Below are 18,427 nucleotides of genomic sequence, written 5' to 3' on the forward strand. Positions count from 1 at the left end.
CGAGGCGGTAACGCAGAATCGCATGCTCAGCTAATACGACCACAGGGACGTAGTGGTCCGTCAGCTGAACAAATAAAGTTCAGTGCTTGCTGCGGCTCAGCGGTCGCGGCCGAAGGAACGCAGGAAGAACGCGATGTTGGCCGGGCGCTCGGCCAGCCGCCGCATGAAGTAGCCGTACCACTGGTCTCCGTAGGGAACGTAGACGCGCAGCGAATGGCCCGCCGCGACCAGGCGCCGCTGCTCGGCGTCGCGGATGCCGTGCAGCATCTGGAACTCGAAATCGCCGGATTTCCGGTCGTTCTCGCGTACGCAGCTCAGTGCCGCATCGATCAGCGCCGGGTCGTGCGTGGCTATCATGGGGTAGCCTTTGCCCTCCATCAGGACCCGCAGGCAACGCAAATAGGACTCGTCCACCGCGGATCGGCTCTGAAAGGCGACCGAGGCGGGTTCACGATAGGCGCCCTTGCACAAGCGGATCCGTGATCCGGGCCCGGCGAAGGCCCGGCAATCCTCCTCGGTGCGTTTGAGATAAGCCTGCAAGACTGTGCCCAGCCACGGAAAGTCCAGGCGTAGCTCGCGCACGATCGCCAGTGTCGAATCGGTGGTGGTGTGATCTTCGGCGTCCACGGTCACCCAGACTCCGGCGGCCTTGGCCGCCGTGCAGATCTCGTAGGCGTACTCGCGGGCGATGGCGTACCCGTTCTGCGGAAGCGCCTGCCCCAGCGCCGACAACTTGAGCGACACCTCCAGTCGAGGTACCGACGTCTCGTTCCCGGCCCGCAGCTCCGCCAGCGCCGACAGCAGCCGCAGGTAGTGCGCGACGGTTCCGCGTGCGCGGTCGAGATCGGTGGTGTCCTCGCCGAGGTAATCGATCGTCACGAATCGGCCGGAGCCCAGCAGTGCCGACGTCGCAGTCACCGCGTCGCGCTCGGTCTCGCCCGCGATGAAACGGTCGACCAGCTTCTTGGTGGCCGGCATGCGGGTGATCGCGCGCTCCACGCGCGAGGAACGGGAGGCCGCCAGGACGGCGGGCCGCAGCAGTCCGGAGAAGGCCATCACAACTCCTGGTGCGGGTAGCGGTGGTCGGTCGCGGGGACGAACGTCTCCTTGATCGTGCGAGCGGAGGTCCAGCGCAGGAGGTTCTGTGCCGAGCCTGCCTTGTCGTTGGTGCCGGACGCGCGCGACCCGCCGAAAGGCTGCTGGCCGACGACCGCCCCGGTGGGTTTGTCGTTGATGTAGAAGTTGCCGGCCGCGAAGCGCAACCGGTCGGCGGCGGCGCCGATCGCCGCCCGATCCTCGGCGACGATCGCGCCGGTCAGGCCGTAGGGCGAGCCGCGGTCGACCAGGTCGAGCGTGGACTCGAAGGATCCGGCGGCCGAATCGTCGTAGACGTGCACGGCCAGGATCGGGCCGAAGTACTCGGTGCGGAAGGCCTCGTCGGAGGGGTCGTCGCCGAGCAGGACGGTGGGCTCGACGAAGTAGCCGACGCTGTCGTCGGCGTGACCGCCCGTGGCGATGGTCAGGCCGGGGGTCGCCTTGGCGCGTGCGAGAGCGGCCGCGTTCTTGACGAAGGCGCGCTGATCGATGAGCGCTCCGCCGAAGTGGCTGAAGTCGGTGACGTCGCCGTAGCTGAGCGCGGCCACCCGGTCGACGAAATCGCGGCCCATCCGATCCCACACCGATCGCGGGATGAACGCCCGCGAGGCGGCCGAGCACTTCTGGCCTTGGTAGTCGAACGCGCCGCGGATCAGCGCGGTGCTCAGCACCTCGGGATCGGCGGAGCTGTGTGCCACGACGAAATCCTTGCCGCCGGTCTCGCCGACCAGGCGGGGATAGGAATCGTAGTGGTCCAAATTCGCCGCGACGGTGCGCCACAGGTGCCGGAAGGTCACCGTGGAGCCGGTGAAATGGATGCCCGCGAGCCGGTGATCGGCCAGCGCGACCTCCGATACCTCGGGTCCCCGACCGTGCACCATGTTGATCACGCCGGGCGGCAACCCCGCCGCCTCGAGCAGCTTCATCGTCCAGTACGCCGCCACCGACTGGGTGATGGCGGGCTTCCACACGACGGTGTTCCCCATCAGCGCGGGCGCGGTGGGCAGGTTGCCCGCGATGGCGGAGAAGTTGAACGGCGTAATGGCGTAGACGAAGCCCTCGAGTGGCCGGTAATCCACCCGATTCCACACTCCGGGCGTCGAGATCGGCTGATCCGCCAGAATCCGCCGGGCGAAATGCACGTTGAACCGCCAGAAGTCGACCAGCTCGCACGGGGTGTCGATCTCGGCCTGGTAGGCGGTTTTGGACTGGCCCAGCATCGTTGCGGCCGTGATGGTTTCCCGCCACGGACCGGCCAGCAGGTCCGCCGCCCGCAGGAAGATCGCGGCCCGCTCGGGGAACGGCAGCGCCCGCCAGTCCGGGGCCGCGGCGGTCGCCGCCGCGATCGCGTCGCGGACCTCGCCCGCCCCGGCCGTGGTGAGGGTGCCGAGGACGGCGGCGTGCCGGTGCGGCTGCACCACCTCGATCCGCTCGCCGTCAGCGTGCCGGTGCACACCGCCGATGACGTGCGCGACGTCGGTCGGCGTCGCGGTGAGTTCGGCCAGCTTCACCCGCAGGCGTTCGCGTTCCGCCGTGCCGGGCGCGAAGCTGCCCACCGGTTCGTTGACCGGCGGGGGCGGGGATACGACGCCATCCATATGACCTCCAGATTCGATGATTTTCCGGTAAGGGGAAGTCAACACCGGAAAACTGCCCGGAGAATGAGTCAGTCGGACAAAGATGGGACAAACGCGTTGTCGAGTTGGCCGAAGGACGGGAACGTGGCCGGGGATGGTGACGAGGTCGCCGCGGACGTCGACCTCTTCGGGCTGGCGCAGATGATCGCGCGCAACGCGGGCGGGATGGTGTCGATCGAGGACCCGCAGTCGCATGTGCTCGCGTACTCGGCGTCCGACGAGACCGCAGATCAGTTGCGTGTGCGATCGATCCTCAATCGGGAGGGGCCACGGGAGTATCTGACCCTGCTGCGGCAATGGGGCGTGTTCGATCGTCTGCGCGACACCGACGAGGTCGTCGATGTGCCCGCACACGACGAGCTGAACATCAAGCGCAGGCTGGTGATCGGCATTCGCCGACCCGCGGACGCGGATGCCCGCGCGCCGCGGGTGCTGGGCGCGATCTGGCTGCAGCAGGGCGATCGTCCGTTCGAACCGGACGCGGCGGACATCCTGCGCGGCGCGGCGGCCATCGCGGGACGCCTGATCTCCCGCAGCCTCGACGCACCCACCGCCGAGGCGCTGCTGATCCGGCGGTTGTTCGGTGCGGGTGGTGCGGCGGTCGACGCGGCGGCGGTGGCGCACGCGCTGAATCTGCCGTCGAGTGGTCCGGCGGCGGTGATCGGGTTCGTGCCGGTGGCCGCCGAGCAGGCGGTCACCGAGCCGGTCGTCCTGGGCACCGTTCTGCGTCTGCACGCCAGCTCTTTTCGCGGTGACTCGGTGACCGCCACGATCGGTGATCGCGTCTACGTGCTGCTGCCCGGCTATCGGTCCGCGCAGGCTGTGGCGGCCTGGACACGGCAGTTGCTCGAGCAGTTCGAAGCTCAGCGCTCGCTGTCGTTGCTGGCCGCGATCGCCTGCCCCGTCCCGGATCTCGGCCGGGTGGCCGAGGCACGCGCCGAGGTCGATCGAGTCCTCGACAGCACGGTCGCGACATCGTCCAGGAGCCGGGTGACCACCCTCGCCGAAGCGCGGACCGCGGTGCTGCTGGGTGAGGTGCTCGATCTGGTCGGGTCGCGGGCGGAACTGCGCGATCCACGGCTGCGGGCCCTGTTCGACTACGACCGCAAGCATTCCGCGAACCTGCGCGACAGCGTCGAGACCTATCTGCGCGAACACGGCGACGTGCGCAACGCCGCCGCGGCGCTGCGCGTGCATCCGAACACGTTGCGCTACCGGCTTCGTCGCGTCGAGGACATTCTCGGCATGGATCTCGACGACCCCGCCGATCGCCTGCTGCTGGAGATCCAGCTCGCCCTGCACCGCCGTCCCCGCACACGCGCGCAGAGCTGACGGCGCTCGGTACGCCGGTTCGGTGCTCGGCTTGCCGGTATCGCCCAGCGGCGTCGTCTATTGCTCGGAAAGAATTGTCTCCGAACAGGGTTGTGATCCCGGCGCACCGCAGGAGTGACCCGGGCAAATGGATGGATCTCGTCGGCGGTTCGACCTATGCTCGGCGGCGGCAAAGGAGGTTCTCATGTGTATGGCCAAGGTCCTCGCTTCGGCGTAGGTCTGTACTGACACCACGCTCCGAAGCGGCATACGGACCCTTTCCGGCCCTTCACAAGGAGCTATCCTTTGCGTGCCCTCATGTCCGCGCGCCTCGGCGCGGACTTCACCAAGCTCTGGACCGCCAGCGCGGTCTCCAATCTCGGCGACGGCTTCGGCATGGTCGCGGGCCCGTTGCTCACCGCTTCGCTGACCACCGATCCGGTGCTGATCGCCGGTGCCGGACTGGCACAGCAACTGCCCTGGCTACTTTTCTCTCTGTTCAGTGGCGCGATATCCGACCGGCTGAACCGTCAGCGGATGATCGTCGTCGTCGATGTCCTGCGTGCCCTCGTCGTGGGCGCGCTGGCCGTGGCCATCGCCACGGACACGGTTTCGATCGGGTTGTTGTACTGCGTTCTGTTCCTCTTGGGTGTCGGCGAGACTCTCGCCGATACCGCGGCCGCCGGACGGCTGCCCGCCATCGTTCCCTCCGAGCTGCTGCCCGACGCGAACGCCCGACTCGGACTGACCTTCTCGGTGATCAATATGTGGGTGGCCAAACCGGTAGGGGCCTGGTTGTTCGCGTTGTCCGCCGCTGCCCCGTTCGGGGTGAATGCGGCGACCTTCCTGCTGGCAGCGTTGATCGTGGCGGGCATGCGTCCGTACTCGGCGCCGTCGAGCGAATCCGGGGGGTTGTTCCGTGACATCCGCGAGGGGATCACCTGGATCCGGCGGCACAGGACGCTGCGCGCCTTGATCGTGACGATGGGGGTCATGCAGATTCCGTTCTGCGCGGCTTTCGCCACCTTCGTGCTATACGCGAAGATCCGACTCGGGGTGGGGGACGCCGGATTCGGGATCCTTCTCACCACCCATGCCGCGGGGGCGCTGGTCGGCTCGGCGTTCGCGGCCCGGCTCCAGCGGCGGTTCGGCGCGCTCGCACTGTTGCGGTTCGGTCTGGTGATGGAGACGTCCACCCACCTAGTCCTGGCGCTCACAGCCAGCGCATGGGTGGTCGGAGTGACGCTCGCGGTGTTCAGCATTCACGCGACGATCTGGGGCGTGGTGGTCTCGACCGTCAAGCAGCGGGCGGTCCCGGATCGTCTGCAAGGGCGGGTGGCGAGCGTGCACAGCTTGCTCGATGTCGCGGGCGTCGCCCTCGGCACGCTGCTCGGCGGCTTCCTGGCCCGGTGGTTCGGACTGACCGGCCCCTACTGGATCGCCTTCGCGGCGATGACCGCGATCACGATCATCGCTTGGAAACGGCTGCGTGGATGAGGGAGGCGCGGCAGCCTGTTCGCGGGAACGGCCGTTGTCCCGAGGTAGGACGCGCGAGTGGGCCGGATGGCCGAGAGTCGGCATGATCACCGGCGAACGACGTCGAAGACGATCCCCTCGATCGTGACTCCGGGCGCGAACGAGAACGCGACGCCTGTCGAGGTCGGTTTGTTCGCCCCGGCCTGACCGGCGATCCGTTCGAGCACGAAGATCAGTGAGACGCTCGACATGTTTCCGTACTCGGCGAGAACATCCCAGCTCGGCGACGAGGCTTCCGGCGGGAGGCCGAGCGATCGAGCGGATTCGAGCAAGATCTTCGGCCCCCCGGGGTGGATCGCCCACTCATCGATGTCCGGCTGTCGCAATCCATTGCGGCGCAGAACCTCCTCGACGACGGGAGCGACGCCGTTGTAGATGTACTGGGGTACGTTCTCCGACAGCTCGCACGTGATGGCGTCGTGGTTGACGCCGACCGCGATGCCGTCTTCGGTGCCCTCGAACAGGTGGGTGAAGTTGTCCCGGATGACGATCGTCCCGGCCGCGGCCTGCCGTGTGCCTCGGTCCGCCCCGACGACGACCGCGCCGCAGCCATCTCCGAACAGGCTGTGCCCCACCGCGTCGCTGACGTCTTCGACGGGGACGGCGTGCACCGAGTTGAGCTCGATGCACAGGACCATCGCCTTCTGGTCCGGGTTGGCCCGGACGAAATCCGAGGCGGCGCGAATTCCGTTCATCGCGGCCGCGCAGCCCATGAAGTTGACCACCAGGCGAGCGACCGACCGGGGCAGTCCGAGGTCTTCGACGACCGCGACGTCGACGCCGGGCGCCATGACGCCGGTGCTCGTGGCGAACACGACCAGTCCGAGGTCGGCCGGGTCGACACCGTCGAGCGCGCGCCGCGCCACATCGACCGCCAGTGGAACGGCGTGGCGGTAGAACAGATTCATGCGATCCTGGATCGTCGCCGGTTCGCCGTTGGGCGCATGATGTCGAGGATCCAGCGGGTCGACCGCGAATCGCCGGGTGTCGATCATGGTCTTGCGGAAGATGCGTCTGATCCGAGTTCGCTGCTCCGGATCGGTGAATTGCTCAGCTATCCAGTCCGCTGCGACGGATTGGTCGAGGACTTGGTTGGGCGCACCGGTCGCGATTGCTTCGATGACGGGTATGGTCGTCGGCGGCGCCGACGAAGTTGCCTGCTCGCGCGTGTGCCTAGCTGTTCGGGTGCGAAGTACGTGGTCGAGAGCGATTGACATAGAGCCGTTCTTCCTCGATCGAGCGATTGGGGGTTGGTACTCCAATCATCGAAGAGCAAATGTTTGGCAAATAGGAACCCCAGGGGTGAGGGTCCCCCACCCTGGGTCGGATGTCGCTCAGCGTGCGAGACCCATGCCGTCGGCAAGCCGTGATCTCGCCATGGGCGGCCGCAGCGGGACGTTGCGGCAGACCGATTGGCGCGTATGAGCATTCGTCTCGGTGCGAACGTCAGCCGGGCGCTTTGCGGCTCAGATGCTCCCAGGCGCGATATTGCGCCACACGCGCCTGAAGGTCCTGCTGGACCATGTCGAAGGATCCGGCGCCGACGATGAGACGCCGCGGCGGGTCCGGCAAGTCGACCAGTTCCATGATCACGGGGGCGGCAGTATCCGGTGCGGGGCCGGCGTCGTCGCCCCACATCTCGGTCAGCTTCTCGCGCAGCTCCTGGTAGTGCGGGTCGGGTGTCGTCATCGTGGTGCCCGTGGTGAACAAGCCGGTGTCATAGCCGCCCATCTGGACGATGGTGAGTTCGACGCCGAACTGCTCGGCCTCCATCGCCACGGCTTCGCTCACCGAGTCGAGCGCCGACTTGCCGGCTGCGTACAGGCCGACCATCGGAAAACCGCCGCCGGTGCCCATCGTCGTGACCTGCAGGATGCGCCCGCCGCCCTGCGCGCGCAGGTAGGGCAGCACGGCCTGGGTCACCCAGATCGCGCCGAACAGGTTGACGTCGAAATGAGCTCTGATCTGCGCCTCGGTCGCCTCCTCCACCATGCCCAGGAGCATGGCGCCCGCGTTGTTGACCACGATGTCGAGCCTGCCGAAGGCCGCGAACGCCTGCTCCGCGGCCGCGAACACGGCTGCGCGGTCGGTGACGTCGACCGGCAGCGGTACCAGGTCGTCGGGATATCGCCGGGCGAGTTCGGCGAGGGGCTCGACGTTACGCGCGGCCCCGACCACCTGGTCGCCCGCCCGCAGTGCCGCCTCCGCGAACGCCCGGCCCAGTCCTCGTGACGCACCCGTGATGAACCACACCCGGGCCATGGGCTCCACCTCCTCTTGCTTGGTCTGTTGTGACGAGACAAGACGGTACGTCTCGAGTGGTCCGCTGTCAAGACGGTCCGTCTCGTCTTGCATTCGTGTTAGTATCCGGGCATGGTCAAACAGCCCGATCCCGCCCGTCGCAGCGAGCGTTCCCGGCAGGCCATCCTCACCGCGACCCGAGAGTTGGTCTCCGAGATGGGATACGCCAAGCTCTCCATCGAGGCCATCGCGGCCAAGGCCGGTGTGGGCAAACAGACGATCTACCGCTGGTGGCCCTCCAAGGGCGCGGTGGTCCTGGACGCCTTCCTGGCGCTCAGCGAAGGCGGCCCGGAGCAGAGCATGGCGCTGCCCGACACCGGCGACCTGGAAGCCGACCTCAAAGTGGTAATGCGGGCGACGGTGGCCGAGTTCGCCGACCCTGCCTTCGAGGGCCCGATCCGCGCGCTCAACACCGAGATCATCAACGACCCCGCCCTGGCCGCCCAATACCGCGCCAAACTGGCCGGACCCCTGGACGAGGCCAAGAAGCACCGGCTGCGCAGCGCGCAACGAGCCGGGCAACTCGCCGCCGGCGCCGACCTCGACCTGGCACTCGAACTGCTGTACGCGCCCCTTTACCAACGCTGGCTGCTCCGCTCCGGCCCGCTCACCACCGAATACGCCGACGCCCTCGTCGAAATCTTTCTCAAAGCCATGCGACCGGACAGCGCCGGGTAAGGTGCGTGCGCCTCGGGCCAGGCGGCGGCACCGCTGCGCCATATGCCTGCCGAACGGGTCCGCGGCGCTCTACAGTTGAGCGCAAGAACCCGGGCCATGGCCCCGGGAAGGCGTTCGGCTCGGTCCGCGCAGGACACCCTCCGGGTCCCCGTCACGGAGGACGACGAGATGACGACGCGAGGTCAGACGCTCGAGGTGGGTTCGCGATTCGGGCCGTATCGCCTGGATCGTTTGATCGGTCGTGGCGGCATGGGGGAAGTGTTCGAGGCATACGACACGGTCAAGGACCGCACCATCGCCTTGAAGGTGCTGCCCGAACGCCTGCACGACGACCCGGTGTTCCGGGAGCGGTTCCGGCGCGAATCGCATGTCGCGGCGCGGCTGCAGGAACCGCACATCATCCCGATCCACGACTACGGCGAGATCGACGGCCGGCTGTTCATCGACATGCGGCTGGTCGGCGGCGCCAGCCTCCGCGCGCTGCTGAACGAGCAGGGGCCGCTGGAGCCGGAGCGGACGGTCGCGATGGTCCGGCAGGTGGCGGCGGCACTGGACGCCGCGCACGCCGACGGCTTGGTGCACCGCGACATCAAGCCGGACAACATCCTGCTCACCCCCGACGGGTTCGCCTATCTGGTCGACTTCGGGATCGCCCAGTCGGCCACCGGCGAAAGTCTCACCGGCGACGGCTCGGCGATCGGATCGTTCCACTACATGGCGCCGGAGCGCTTCCACTCCCGCGCGGTCACCCCCGCCGCCGATATCTACGCCCTCACCTGCGTGCTGTACGAGTGCCTGACCGGTTCGCGGCCGTACCCGAAGGACACCGAGGCGCAGATCGTCTCGGCGCACCTGTTCGAGCCGCCGCCCCGGCCGCACTCCCGTCGCCCCGATCTCCCCATCCGGTTGGACGCGGTGGTCGCGCGCGGCATGGCCAAAGACCCGCAGGCGCGGTACGGCACGGCGGGTGAACTCGGGGCGGCCGCCCAGGCGGCGACAGTGGAGGCCGCAGGCCCCGGCCATTCTCCGGAACGGCCGACCGAACCGGGGGACGGGAGTCCTTCGCCCGTCGCGGGTGCGGCGGCGACCGGAACGCCGCCGGGTCGCGAGCACGACGGGCGGCGATCACGCCGCCGCCGAGTGCTCCGGGTGTTCGCCCTGCTGTGCGCCGTCCTGCTCGCCGCCACCCTCGGCGTCCTCGGCTGGGAGCTGACCCGGCCGGACACCGGCACCGCCGTTCCCGACGCGAGCGCCCCGAACGGCCCGGACGTCGAACTGCTGTCGCTGGTCGGCCCGTCGGGCTACAAACGCGCCAACTGCGTGCACGAGGACGCCGATCCGCCCACCGTCGCGGTCGTGTTCTGTGCCGCGAATCCCGCGGCGAGCGATCCCGCGGCGCGGTTCCTGCGATTCGGCGATGTCGACCAACTGCGCGGCTACACCTCGGCGTTGCTGGCAAGCCTGCAAGGACACAACTGTCCCGGAGATCCGCCGGGGCAGGACGGACCCATGCTGCGCGACGGCGCGGAAGTCGGCCGCAAGTCGTGTTTTCTCAGCAAGGTGGACGATCCCGCCGCGCCGCGGCCCGCACTGCTGATCACGGACGAGCAGGCGTTGGCGGCGGCGCTGTACCTCTGGGAGCCCGCCGAGCAGCAATACCGCGACTATGTGGCCGCGCGCAGCGGCTTCGGCTTCCGTACCCCCGGTACGGGCCGGGATCCGGACTACTACACGCAGGCCGACCGTGCGGTGCTCAACCATCTGGCCGGTGATTTCGGTCCGGCCAACTGCCGCCACGCCGATCCGCCGCCCGGTCCGGCGGACGCGGTGCTGGCCTGCGGTACGAAGGCCGGGTTTCCGTCCGCGGAGTTCTACGGCTTACCCGACCAGGAATCCGCGACCTACCTGTACGAGGCCAATCGCGCACAGTTCTCGGGTCATGTGTGCGGTAGCGGCGAACCGGGCGACGACGTGTGGCGGCAGGACGGCGACGTCCTCGGCCGCTTCTTCTGCTACCCGAACACCGATCCCGCACTCGGACCCAGTTGTCTGTTCGTGGTGCACCACAAGTTCGCGATCGCGGGGCATTTCTGCACGCTGCGCGCCGATCATCCGGACGAGGGGCCCAAGAGCGAAGCCGACTTGACGGCGTGGTTCCACCGCTACTTCGGCTAGGCCCTGAACAGGCCGTGGGCGCGATAACCGGCGCCTTGGCCTCGGCCACCGCCAGCGCAGCGGTGATCGGAGTGATCTTCTTCGCACTTTGGATGATCAACGCAGCACTGCGGATACTGCTCGGCGGCAGTCTGATCGGCGAGCGCCGCAAACCCGATGCGGCGGAACAACACTGACCTAGCCGCGCACACAGCCGACATCACGGCGTTGATCATCGACGACATCTTCGGTGGCGATCTCGTTGTTCGCGAAGCCTCTTGGCGCACCGAAGTCGAGGGATATCACTGGTAGAACCGCCTACCGAGCGGTGACCCGCGAGTTCCGGCGCGGTCAGGCGATCTCCGCCGGCCGGATCGTGGAGCGGCTGCCGGGATCGACACGGCATCGCTGGGCGGAATACCTGATGCTGCGGGCGCGGGTGCGCAGTCAGCTCGGGGTGTCCCCCCTCCGGTCTGATCGCGGCAAGACCCGCTATCGAAGCGTTCACACGCGACATCGACAGAGCCGATTACCATCGGGAACGATCGTGCGGGCCGTGCACTCGGCGGGCAGCCGTGGGTACCACGGGTCGACGAAAGGTGAGATGGGCAATCAGTTTCGCGGCCTGATCGACACACTGCGATCCAGATCGGTCGAGGCGTGCCGAGAGTTGTGCGGCGGTGTGGCCGAAGGATACCGATGGGGATTCGTCCGGCCCTTGGCGGATATCGTCGAATCCTTCCAGCACCTCGATCAGCGCGGGTACGTCCGATTCGAGCCGAGCGCGGCCGAGTTGGCAATGCGCAGGGTGAGCGACCCGCTCGTACGATTGGGCAAAGGCATCGGCTGGACGTACCGCGCCAGGTCTCCCGGCGGAGGTTTTTCGGTGTACAAGCCGGGATACCTGGAAGACATGTCGGACGGGAATGCCCCCATACCGTTGCGGTACGGCATTCCCTTCGGGGCAGGACACCTCGCCTACCGCGAGCAGGCCGCCTACCGCGTCGACGAAGCTCTCGGATTCGGTCGGGTCCCGCCCACAACGGTCGCCGACGGCCCGTATGGCCTCGGCTCGAACCAGATCTGGGTGCACTCCGGCCCGGCGCACCCGGTCACGCTGGTCGAGGATCTGTCTCCGGAACAACGGGCCACGCTCGAAATCAAAGCCGGGCTGCGCCACCTGATCACCGGGTATCCGCGGGTGCAATGCGAACAGATGGCGGTGCTGGATTACGTCATCGGCAACACCGACCGCCATCTCGGAAACTACCGCACCGGGCGGCACGGCGAGATCGTTGCCATCGACCATCAGCTGTCGTTTCCCGAGTCGCCGGATCCACGGATCGGTATTCGCTCCGGCTTCGTCAAACAATTCCTCGACGTCGAATTGAGCGAGGAGGTCATGGCACAGGTGAGAGCGGTCGATCTCAATCGGCTGCGCGCGGCCCTGCTCGACAGCAAAATCAGCGAGAAGGCCGTGGACGGCGCGCTCGCTCGGTTGGTCGAGATTCGCACGCACGGCAAGATCACCGGCGCGGCTTGGCCCGGCGAGTTCACCGGATTGCGGGTGCCCTGGCATTTCACCGAACCGTTGCCGGTCGGGTGGATCGAAAAGGTCAGGCACATGCCCGAATACGAGAACGGTGTGGTCGAGGTCAGCGACTAGGTGACCTAGCGCCTCGGCCCGGCGCCGCATGTCGAAGCTCGCCACGGCGGCACCTGTTGTGTCGCGCCGGAGCCGAGCGCTGGACAACCGATGACCGACGGTCTAGACAAAAAATGCGGTCGACCGTATGGTTTCATTATGGATAGTGTCGGGATGATGGCCCTGGCGACAGAGCTCGCCATGGTCAAGAGTCGACAGGACGTGCCGGCGGCATTGCGCCTCATGCATCCGGAGATGATCTTGGAGGCGCCCGCCTTCGGGACGGTGGCGCGCGGACTGAGGGACAACGAGGTCGCACTGCAAACCTTCTTCGCCTCGTTCCCGGACTATGACATCGAACTGGGCGGACGCGCGGCGGACGGAGAGACGCTGGTGTGCTGGGGCACGGCGCGAATGACCATGGCGCACAACCGGTTCGGAGTCGAGCCGAACGGCCGGCGGGCCGAGCTGCCGGTGTTCCTCCGCTTCGCGTTCGCGGACCGGCTGATCGCGGAAGAGTACTTCCACATCGATTTGGCGGAGCTGTGCGCCCAGTCGGGCGTCTCCACCGACGCGGTACGGCGGAAGCTGTTCGGAGGGAGATGAATCGTGGACGCACGGGTCAAGGACGTCGCCGGAATCGAGACCCGGCCACTGTTCGATGTCGTGGTGGATCTGGCGCCGCCCCTGCCCATCGGGAACGGGCGGGTGCTGTTCGGAGCGGCCGGTGGGTCGTTCGAGGGGCAGAAGCTGCGCGGCGCGGTGGAACCGGGCGGGGGTGATTGGGCGCTGTTCCGGCAAGACGGGAGCATGATGCTCGATGTCCGGCTCACCCTGCGGACCGACGACGGCGCCCTGCTGCAGATGACCTATGGCGGGCGGTGGGCCATGCCGGAGGAAGTGCGGGCCGAGATCGGGAATCCGGCCACGCGGCATCTCGTCGATCCGGAGCGCTATTACTTCCGCACCACGCCGGTGTTCGAAACCGGTGCGCGAAATTATCTGTGGGTCAACGACCTCGTGTGCGTGGGCTCGGGATATCCAGTCGAGGGCGGCATCGCCTATCGCGTTTTCGAGGTCCTTTGATCCGGGGCTTCGTGGTGGATGCGGCCATGTTCGACTCTTGGATATCGGGGACGAGTCGACTGTGGGTCGCAGCGGCATTGTGGCGAGACCGATCGGACAGTGCTCGATATTCGCCGGAATGCCGATGATTCGCGTGGAAATCCCGCCGGAGGACGCGCAGACGCCCATCGTCAGCACGTAGGTACAGCAGCTTCTGGAACGGGAAGGCGTACATCGCGACCGTGCACGAAGCCAGCAGCGCGATCAGCAGCTGCCGGCCGCCGTGAACGCGAACATCGTGATGCAGTCGCCGGTGCGCGCCACGCAGATGGTGAACGCCCTGCCTTGGGCGCGGAATGGTGAATTTGCGGTGCGGCTCTGGCGCCGTGGAGGACCGAGTACTACCCGGCTGTTCCCGCATGACCCAGCGCCATCACCGTCGGCGCCACCATCGGCACCCTGGTCGGCGGCATCGGGCGGCGCGGCCGTCGGCTGTGTCCCGGCGAAGTAGATATTGGCGACCCGACGAAACGTTCGTTGGGGGACACCCGACCCCGTCCGATCACCGCCGGGCGGGGTCTTCGGCGTTCCGGGCGGCCGGGCTCAGCGCGGTCGGGCGACGTCGAGCAGTATCCGCAGCAGATCTTCGGGAGCGTCTCGCATCAGGTTGTGCCCGCTGTCGAGCGCATGGGTCGTCCACCCGGCGTCGTGCCGCAATCGCTGATAGGTGGCGGTGAACGGCGAGGGGGTTTCCCACCCGGTGGCGTAGACGTAAACCTTGCGCCGGATATGGGCGAGATCCCCGGTGAGCGTGAGCGGTTGGAGAACCGACGCGAGCGGGTGCGCCGTGGCTCGTGGTCGAAGAAGGGCAGCGGCCGGACGGCGTCACCGGTGTCGACCACGTCCAGATACCACCGCCGTTCTTCCTCCGAAACCAACGCGTGGCATCGACGAGATCGGGGTGGCCGGACTGTGTGCGCGGCTCGGGGTGTCCAAGGAGACCTTGTATCGGCACTTCGGCACCAAAGACGGGCTGGTTCGAGCGGTGCTCGAGGTGCGCAGTGAAAGGGTGGGCGCGCGGCTGGTGAGGGCCGTGGAGTCGGCCGGTGACGATCCCGCCGGGCAGTTGGTCGCGGTCTTCGACGTGCTGGAGGAGTGGTACGCACAACCCGCCTTTCGCGGCTGTGCGATGGTGAACGCGGCAGCCCAGCACTATGACGGCGAGGTGCGGGCGATCACCGCGCGGCACCTGCATCGCTATCTCGACCTCTTCGCCGGTATCGCCGCCCGTGCCGGAGCGGAGAATCCGGACGTCCTGGGTCGTCAATTGCTCATGCTGGTGGAGGGGGCGACAGTCGTGGCGGCGATGCACGGCACGGCGGGTGTCGGCCGGCAGCCTCGCGCCGCCGCTGCGGCCCTGCTCGCCGCCGGCACCTGAGCGGCTTCGTCTTCGCGGAGCGCTCCCGCTTCCTATTGTCGTCGGCCGGGATGCTGTCGTCCGGCGCCGATTCGTGCTATCGAGAACGGATGACGCCGACGCGCTCCTTCTACGATGTCGTGATCGTCGGCGGCGGGCACAACGGTTTGGTGGCCGCCGCGTACTCGGCACGGGCCGGGCGGTCGGTGCTTGTGCTGGAACGGCAGGCGCACACGGGTGGCGCCGCGGTGTCGGCGCGGGTGTTCGCGGGCGTCGACGCGCGGCTGTCACGGTATTCGTATCTGGTGAGTCTGCTGCCCCGGGCGATCGTCCAGGATCTGGGCTTGCGGTTCGAGACGCGGCGGCGGTCGGTCTCGTCCTACACGCCGGTCGGTGACGGGGGTCTGCTGGTCTCGTCGGCGCAGGCGCGGACGGCGGCGAGTTTCGCCCGGCTGACCGGGTCGGATCGAGAGTTCGCCGCGTGGCGGCGGTTCTACGAGTCCACGGGGCAGTTGGCCCGGCGGGTCTTCCCGACGCTGACCCGGCCGCTTCCGTCCAAGGAGGCGCTGCGGCACATCGTGGACGACGCGGCCACCTGGGAGGCGCTGTTCGAGCGGCCGCTGGGCGAGACGATCGAGTCGACCTTCGACGACGACGTCGTGCGCGGGGTGGTGCTCACCGACGCGTTGATCGGCACATTCACCCATGCCCACGATCCGTCGCTGCGGCAGAACCGCTGCTTCCTCTATCACGTGATCGGTGGGGGAACCGGCGACTGGGACGTGCCGGTCGGCGGCATGGGCGCGCTGACCGACGCGCTGGCCGAGGCCGCGCGTGCGGCAGGCGCGGAGATCGTCACCGGCTGCGAAGTGACGAGCATCGAAACCGACGGCCGCACAGCGGAGGTCGGCTATCCGGACGGAAAGGTCGGCGCGCGTCACGTGCTGGCGAACGTCGCGCCGTACACACTCGCCGGACTGCTCGGTGACACACTGCCGCCGAAACCCGAAGGCGCGCAGCTGAAGATGAACATGCTGCTGCGCCGTCTTCCGCGGCTGCGCGACGCCGAGGTCGATCCGCGCGCGGCATTCGCCGGGACCTTTCACATCGGCGAGTCCTACGCTCAGCTCGACCGTGCCTACGGCGAGGCCGCGATCGGCCGTATCCCGTCCGCGCCGCCCGCCGAAATCTATTGCCATACCTTGACCGACCCGACGATCCTGGCGCCCGAACTGGCCGCGGGTGGCGCGCACACCCTCACGCTGTTCGGGCTGCACGCTCGCGGGAAGCTCTTCGCCGCCGATCACGAGGCGGCGAAGAACCAGATCGTGGAAGCCACGCTGGCGCAATTGGATTCGGTGCTGGCCGAGCCGATCGCGGACTGCTTGGCGACGGATGCCGACGGCGCGCCCTGCTTCGAGGCGAAGACGCCGATCGAACTCGAGCGCGAGGTCGGCCTGCCCGGTGGACACATCTTCCACCGGGATCTGGCCTTCCCCTATTTCCCGGAGGACGCCGACCCGGCCGACCCCGCCGCCCGGTGGGGCGTCGCGACCGGCCACCGCAATGTGTTCCTGTGCGGTGCGGGGGCGATCCGCGGCGGCGGCGTCAGCGGCATCCCCGGGCACAATGCCGCGATGGCTGTGCTCGACGCCGATCAGGCGGGCTGAGCGCGCAGCGCGATCTTGGCGGCGCGGCCCGGCGTCTCGGTGGCGATCGCGGCGTCCGCCGCGGCCTCCAGCGGATACGCGCCTTCGACGTCCAGCCGCAGCACGCCGCGGGCCGCGAGGTCGACCAATTCGCTGATGAGCTGTCCGCGGTGCTCGGGGTCGATCTCCTCGATCCGCTTGGCGCCCCAGAAGCCCTTGACCACGGTCTGACCGAAGATGAGACGGCCCGGATCGAGTGCGAGCGGCTGACCCGACAGCGCGCCGAAGGAGATCAGCTGGCCGCCGGGTGCGAGCAACGCCACTTCATCGGCTGCCGCGCGCCCGCCCACCTGATCGACCGCCCGGAGGATCGGAGCGCCCGACGTCGCCGCTTCCACTTGGTCGCGCCAGCCCTCGCTCTCGGTGTCGAGCACCGGCTCGTAGCCGAGTTCACGCAGCGCCGCGGCCGAGCCTGGGCCGCGAACCAGATTCAAGACGCGCAGACCGCGTTGCCGCGCGAAGACGTTGACGAGCCTGCCGACCGCGCCATTGGCGGCATTGATCGCCAGCCACTCGCCGGAACGCAGACCGAGATCCTCGATCAGCATCAGCGCGCTCAGCGGCATGGCCAGCAGCTGCGCCGCGGTCTCGTCGGGCACCGTGTCCGGCAGTGGAACGACCTGACGAGCCGGGACGACGAAGTACTCGGCCCACACGTTCTGCGCACCGGAGACCGTCACTCGCCGGCCGACCGACATGTGGGTGACCCCGGGGCCCACCGCGTCGACGCGCGCGACCGCCTCGCTGCCCGGGACGGCGGGCAACTCGGGCCGGTAGCCGTACACGCCGCGCACGATGGCCAGGTCGTGATTGTGGATCGGCGACAGGATCAGCGCGAGCCGCACCTCGCCAGGCCCGGGTTCGGGTACCGGGCGTTCGGCGGTGGTCAGCACGTCCTTCGGTTCGCCGAATCGTTCGATGACTACGGCACGCATATCCGCTCCTTCTCGATCAGTCGTCGGCGACAAGGACCTGGACGTCGATGTTGCCGCGGGTCGCGTTGGAATACGGGCACACCTGGTGTGCCTTGTCGGCGAGCGCCTGCGCGTCCTCCCGGGACAGATGGGGGAGCGAGACCTCCAGCGTAACCGCCAAGCCGAAGCCGCCGGCGCCGTTCGTGCCGATGCCGACCTTCGCGCCGACCGCCGAGTCATCGATGTTCGCCTGCGCCTGCTTGCCGACCAGGCGCAGCGCGGAATGGAAGCACGCCGCGTAGCCCGCCGCGAACAGCTGCTCGGGGTTGGTGCCCTCGCCGCTGCCGCCCATTTCCTTGGGAGCCGACAGGCCGACATCGATCTTGCCGTCGGTGCTGCGTGCGTGGCCGTTGCGGCCGTCCCCGGTGGCCAGGGCCTCGGCGGTGTAGAGGATCTGCATGTCTAGTCTCCTTCGTTCACTTGTGACTTCAGCGCGTCGGTCAGTCGGTGCAGGATGTCGCGCAACGCGACGACGTCGTCCATCGACAGGCCACTGGCCTCGGCCATCTGGGCCGGGATGTCGCCCGCCTCGGTCCGCAGCGCGCGCCCGCGCTCGGTGAGCCGGATGTCGACGCGTCGCTCGTCGGCGGCCGACCGCCGCCGCTCGACCAGTCCCGCCGCCTCCAGCCGCTTGAGCAGCGGGGAGAGCGTGCCGGAATCCAGGTCGAGCGCGTGGCAGACATCGCCGACGCTGCGTTCGTCGCGTTCCCACAGCGCCAGCATCACCAGGTACTGCGGATAGGTGAGCCCGAGCCGTTCCAGCTTCGGGCGGTAGACCGCCGTCATCGCCCGGGACGCCGCGTAGAGCGGGAAGCACAGCTGCTTGTCGAGGGTGAGGTGATCGGTCATGAGCAATAACGTAGTGAGCAATTTTATTGTGCACAATAGAAATGACCGGTAACGCT

At 68.1% G+C, this 18,427-nt stretch carries 17 protein-coding genes; 10 read left to right on the forward strand and 7 right to left on the reverse strand.

Features of this window, described 5'->3' with window-relative positions:
- Positions 1–96: 96 nt before the first annotated feature.
- Positions 97–1,056: a proline dehydrogenase family protein gene (locus M8859_RS12070; protein ID WP_159926846.1), complete on the reverse strand. Its 960-nt coding sequence runs from the start codon at positions 1,054–1,056 to the stop codon at positions 97–99.
- Complete coding sequence (pruA, locus tag M8859_RS12075; RefSeq protein WP_159926848.1) at positions 1,056–2,693, reverse strand: L-glutamate gamma-semialdehyde dehydrogenase; 1,638 nt, start codon at positions 2,691–2,693, stop codon at positions 1,056–1,058. Before pruA ends, M8859_RS12070 begins: the two co-directional genes overlap by 1 nt.
- 123 nt (positions 2,694–2,816) lie before the next feature.
- On the opposite strand from pruA, the gene M8859_RS12080 reads away from it, so the two are divergent.
- Positions 2,817–4,064 carry a PucR family transcriptional regulator gene (locus tag M8859_RS12080; protein WP_308221191.1) on the forward strand — a complete coding sequence of 416 codons (1,248 nt, stop codon included), beginning with the start codon at positions 2,817–2,819 and terminating at the stop codon, positions 4,062–4,064.
- Positions 4,065–4,361: 297 nt separating this feature from the next.
- A complete protein-coding gene (locus tag M8859_RS12085; RefSeq protein WP_223516583.1) occupies positions 4,362–5,540 on the forward strand; it encodes an MFS transporter in 1,179 nt (392 codons plus the stop codon).
- Between the two features lie 86 nt (positions 5,541–5,626).
- On the opposite strand, the gene M8859_RS12090 is transcribed toward M8859_RS12085, so the two are convergent.
- Complete coding sequence (locus M8859_RS12090; protein WP_195139808.1) at positions 5,627–6,796, reverse strand: type III polyketide synthase; 1,170 nt, start codon at positions 6,794–6,796, stop codon at positions 5,627–5,629.
- Positions 6,797–7,025: 229 nt separating this feature from the next.
- Positions 7,026–7,841 (reverse strand): SDR family NAD(P)-dependent oxidoreductase, encoded by an 816-nt coding sequence (locus M8859_RS12095; protein WP_159926856.1) that lies wholly within the window; start codon positions 7,839–7,841, stop codon positions 7,026–7,028.
- A 111-nt stretch (positions 7,842–7,952) separates the two neighbouring features.
- Here M8859_RS12095 and M8859_RS12100 point away from each other — a divergent pair, with 111 nt between their 5' ends.
- The 8 genes from M8859_RS12100 to M8859_RS12135 all read left to right on the forward strand — a co-directional run bounded on the left by M8859_RS12100 (position 7,953) and on the right by M8859_RS12135 (position 16,509).
- Entirely contained in the window at positions 7,953–8,558 is a 606-nt protein-coding gene (locus tag M8859_RS12100; RefSeq protein WP_159926858.1) for a TetR/AcrR family transcriptional regulator, read from the forward strand.
- Positions 8,559–8,726: 168 nt separating this feature from the next.
- Complete coding sequence (locus M8859_RS12105) at positions 8,727–10,733, forward strand: serine/threonine-protein kinase (RefSeq protein ID WP_249644228.1); 2,007 nt, start codon at positions 8,727–8,729, stop codon at positions 10,731–10,733.
- Between the two features lie 35 nt (positions 10,734–10,768).
- The gene (locus M8859_RS12110; RefSeq protein ID WP_195070655.1) at positions 10,769–10,909 is read left to right on the forward strand and encodes a hypothetical protein; all 141 of its coding nucleotides are present in this window, start codon (positions 10,769–10,771) and stop codon (positions 10,907–10,909) included.
- Positions 10,910–11,316: 407 nt separating this feature from the next.
- The gene (locus M8859_RS12115; RefSeq protein ID WP_249644229.1) at positions 11,317–12,378 is read left to right on the forward strand and encodes a protein kinase family protein; all 1,062 of its coding nucleotides are present in this window, start codon (positions 11,317–11,319) and stop codon (positions 12,376–12,378) included.
- 138 nt (positions 12,379–12,516) lie between these two features.
- Positions 12,517–12,963: an ester cyclase gene (locus M8859_RS12120; protein ID WP_201295281.1), complete on the forward strand. Its 447-nt coding sequence runs from the start codon at positions 12,517–12,519 to the stop codon at positions 12,961–12,963.
- A gap of 3 nt (positions 12,964–12,966) precedes the next feature.
- The gene (locus tag M8859_RS12125) at positions 12,967–13,443 is read left to right on the forward strand and encodes a DUF3237 domain-containing protein (RefSeq protein WP_223516577.1); all 477 of its coding nucleotides are present in this window, start codon (positions 12,967–12,969) and stop codon (positions 13,441–13,443) included.
- An 826-nt stretch (positions 13,444–14,269) separates the two neighbouring features.
- Entirely contained in the window at positions 14,270–14,860 is a 591-nt protein-coding gene (locus M8859_RS12130) for a TetR/AcrR family transcriptional regulator (RefSeq protein WP_308221193.1), read from the forward strand.
- Positions 14,861–14,949: 89 nt separating this feature from the next.
- Positions 14,950–16,509, forward strand: a complete 1,560-nt coding sequence (locus tag M8859_RS12135; RefSeq protein ID WP_195070652.1) for a phytoene desaturase family protein — start codon at positions 14,950–14,952, stop codon at positions 16,507–16,509.
- Here the strand turns inward: M8859_RS12135 and M8859_RS12140 are convergent.
- The 3 genes from M8859_RS12140 to M8859_RS12150 are packed head-to-tail and all read right to left on the reverse strand — an operon-like array spanning position 16,497 to position 18,371.
- Positions 16,497–17,483 (reverse strand): zinc-binding dehydrogenase, encoded by a 987-nt coding sequence (locus M8859_RS12140; RefSeq protein ID WP_159926868.1) that lies wholly within the window; start codon positions 17,481–17,483, stop codon positions 16,497–16,499. The genes M8859_RS12135 and M8859_RS12140 overlap by 13 nt on opposite strands.
- 16 nt (positions 17,484–17,499) lie before the next feature.
- Positions 17,500–17,922: an organic hydroperoxide resistance protein gene (locus M8859_RS12145; RefSeq protein ID WP_159926870.1), complete on the reverse strand. Its 423-nt coding sequence runs from the start codon at positions 17,920–17,922 to the stop codon at positions 17,500–17,502.
- A gap of 2 nt (positions 17,923–17,924) precedes the next feature.
- A complete protein-coding gene (locus M8859_RS12150; RefSeq protein WP_159926872.1) occupies positions 17,925–18,371 on the reverse strand; it encodes a MarR family winged helix-turn-helix transcriptional regulator in 447 nt (148 codons plus the stop codon).
- Positions 18,372–18,427 lie beyond the last annotated feature (56 nt).

The sequence above is a fragment of the Nocardia sputi genome, assembly GCF_023501985.1.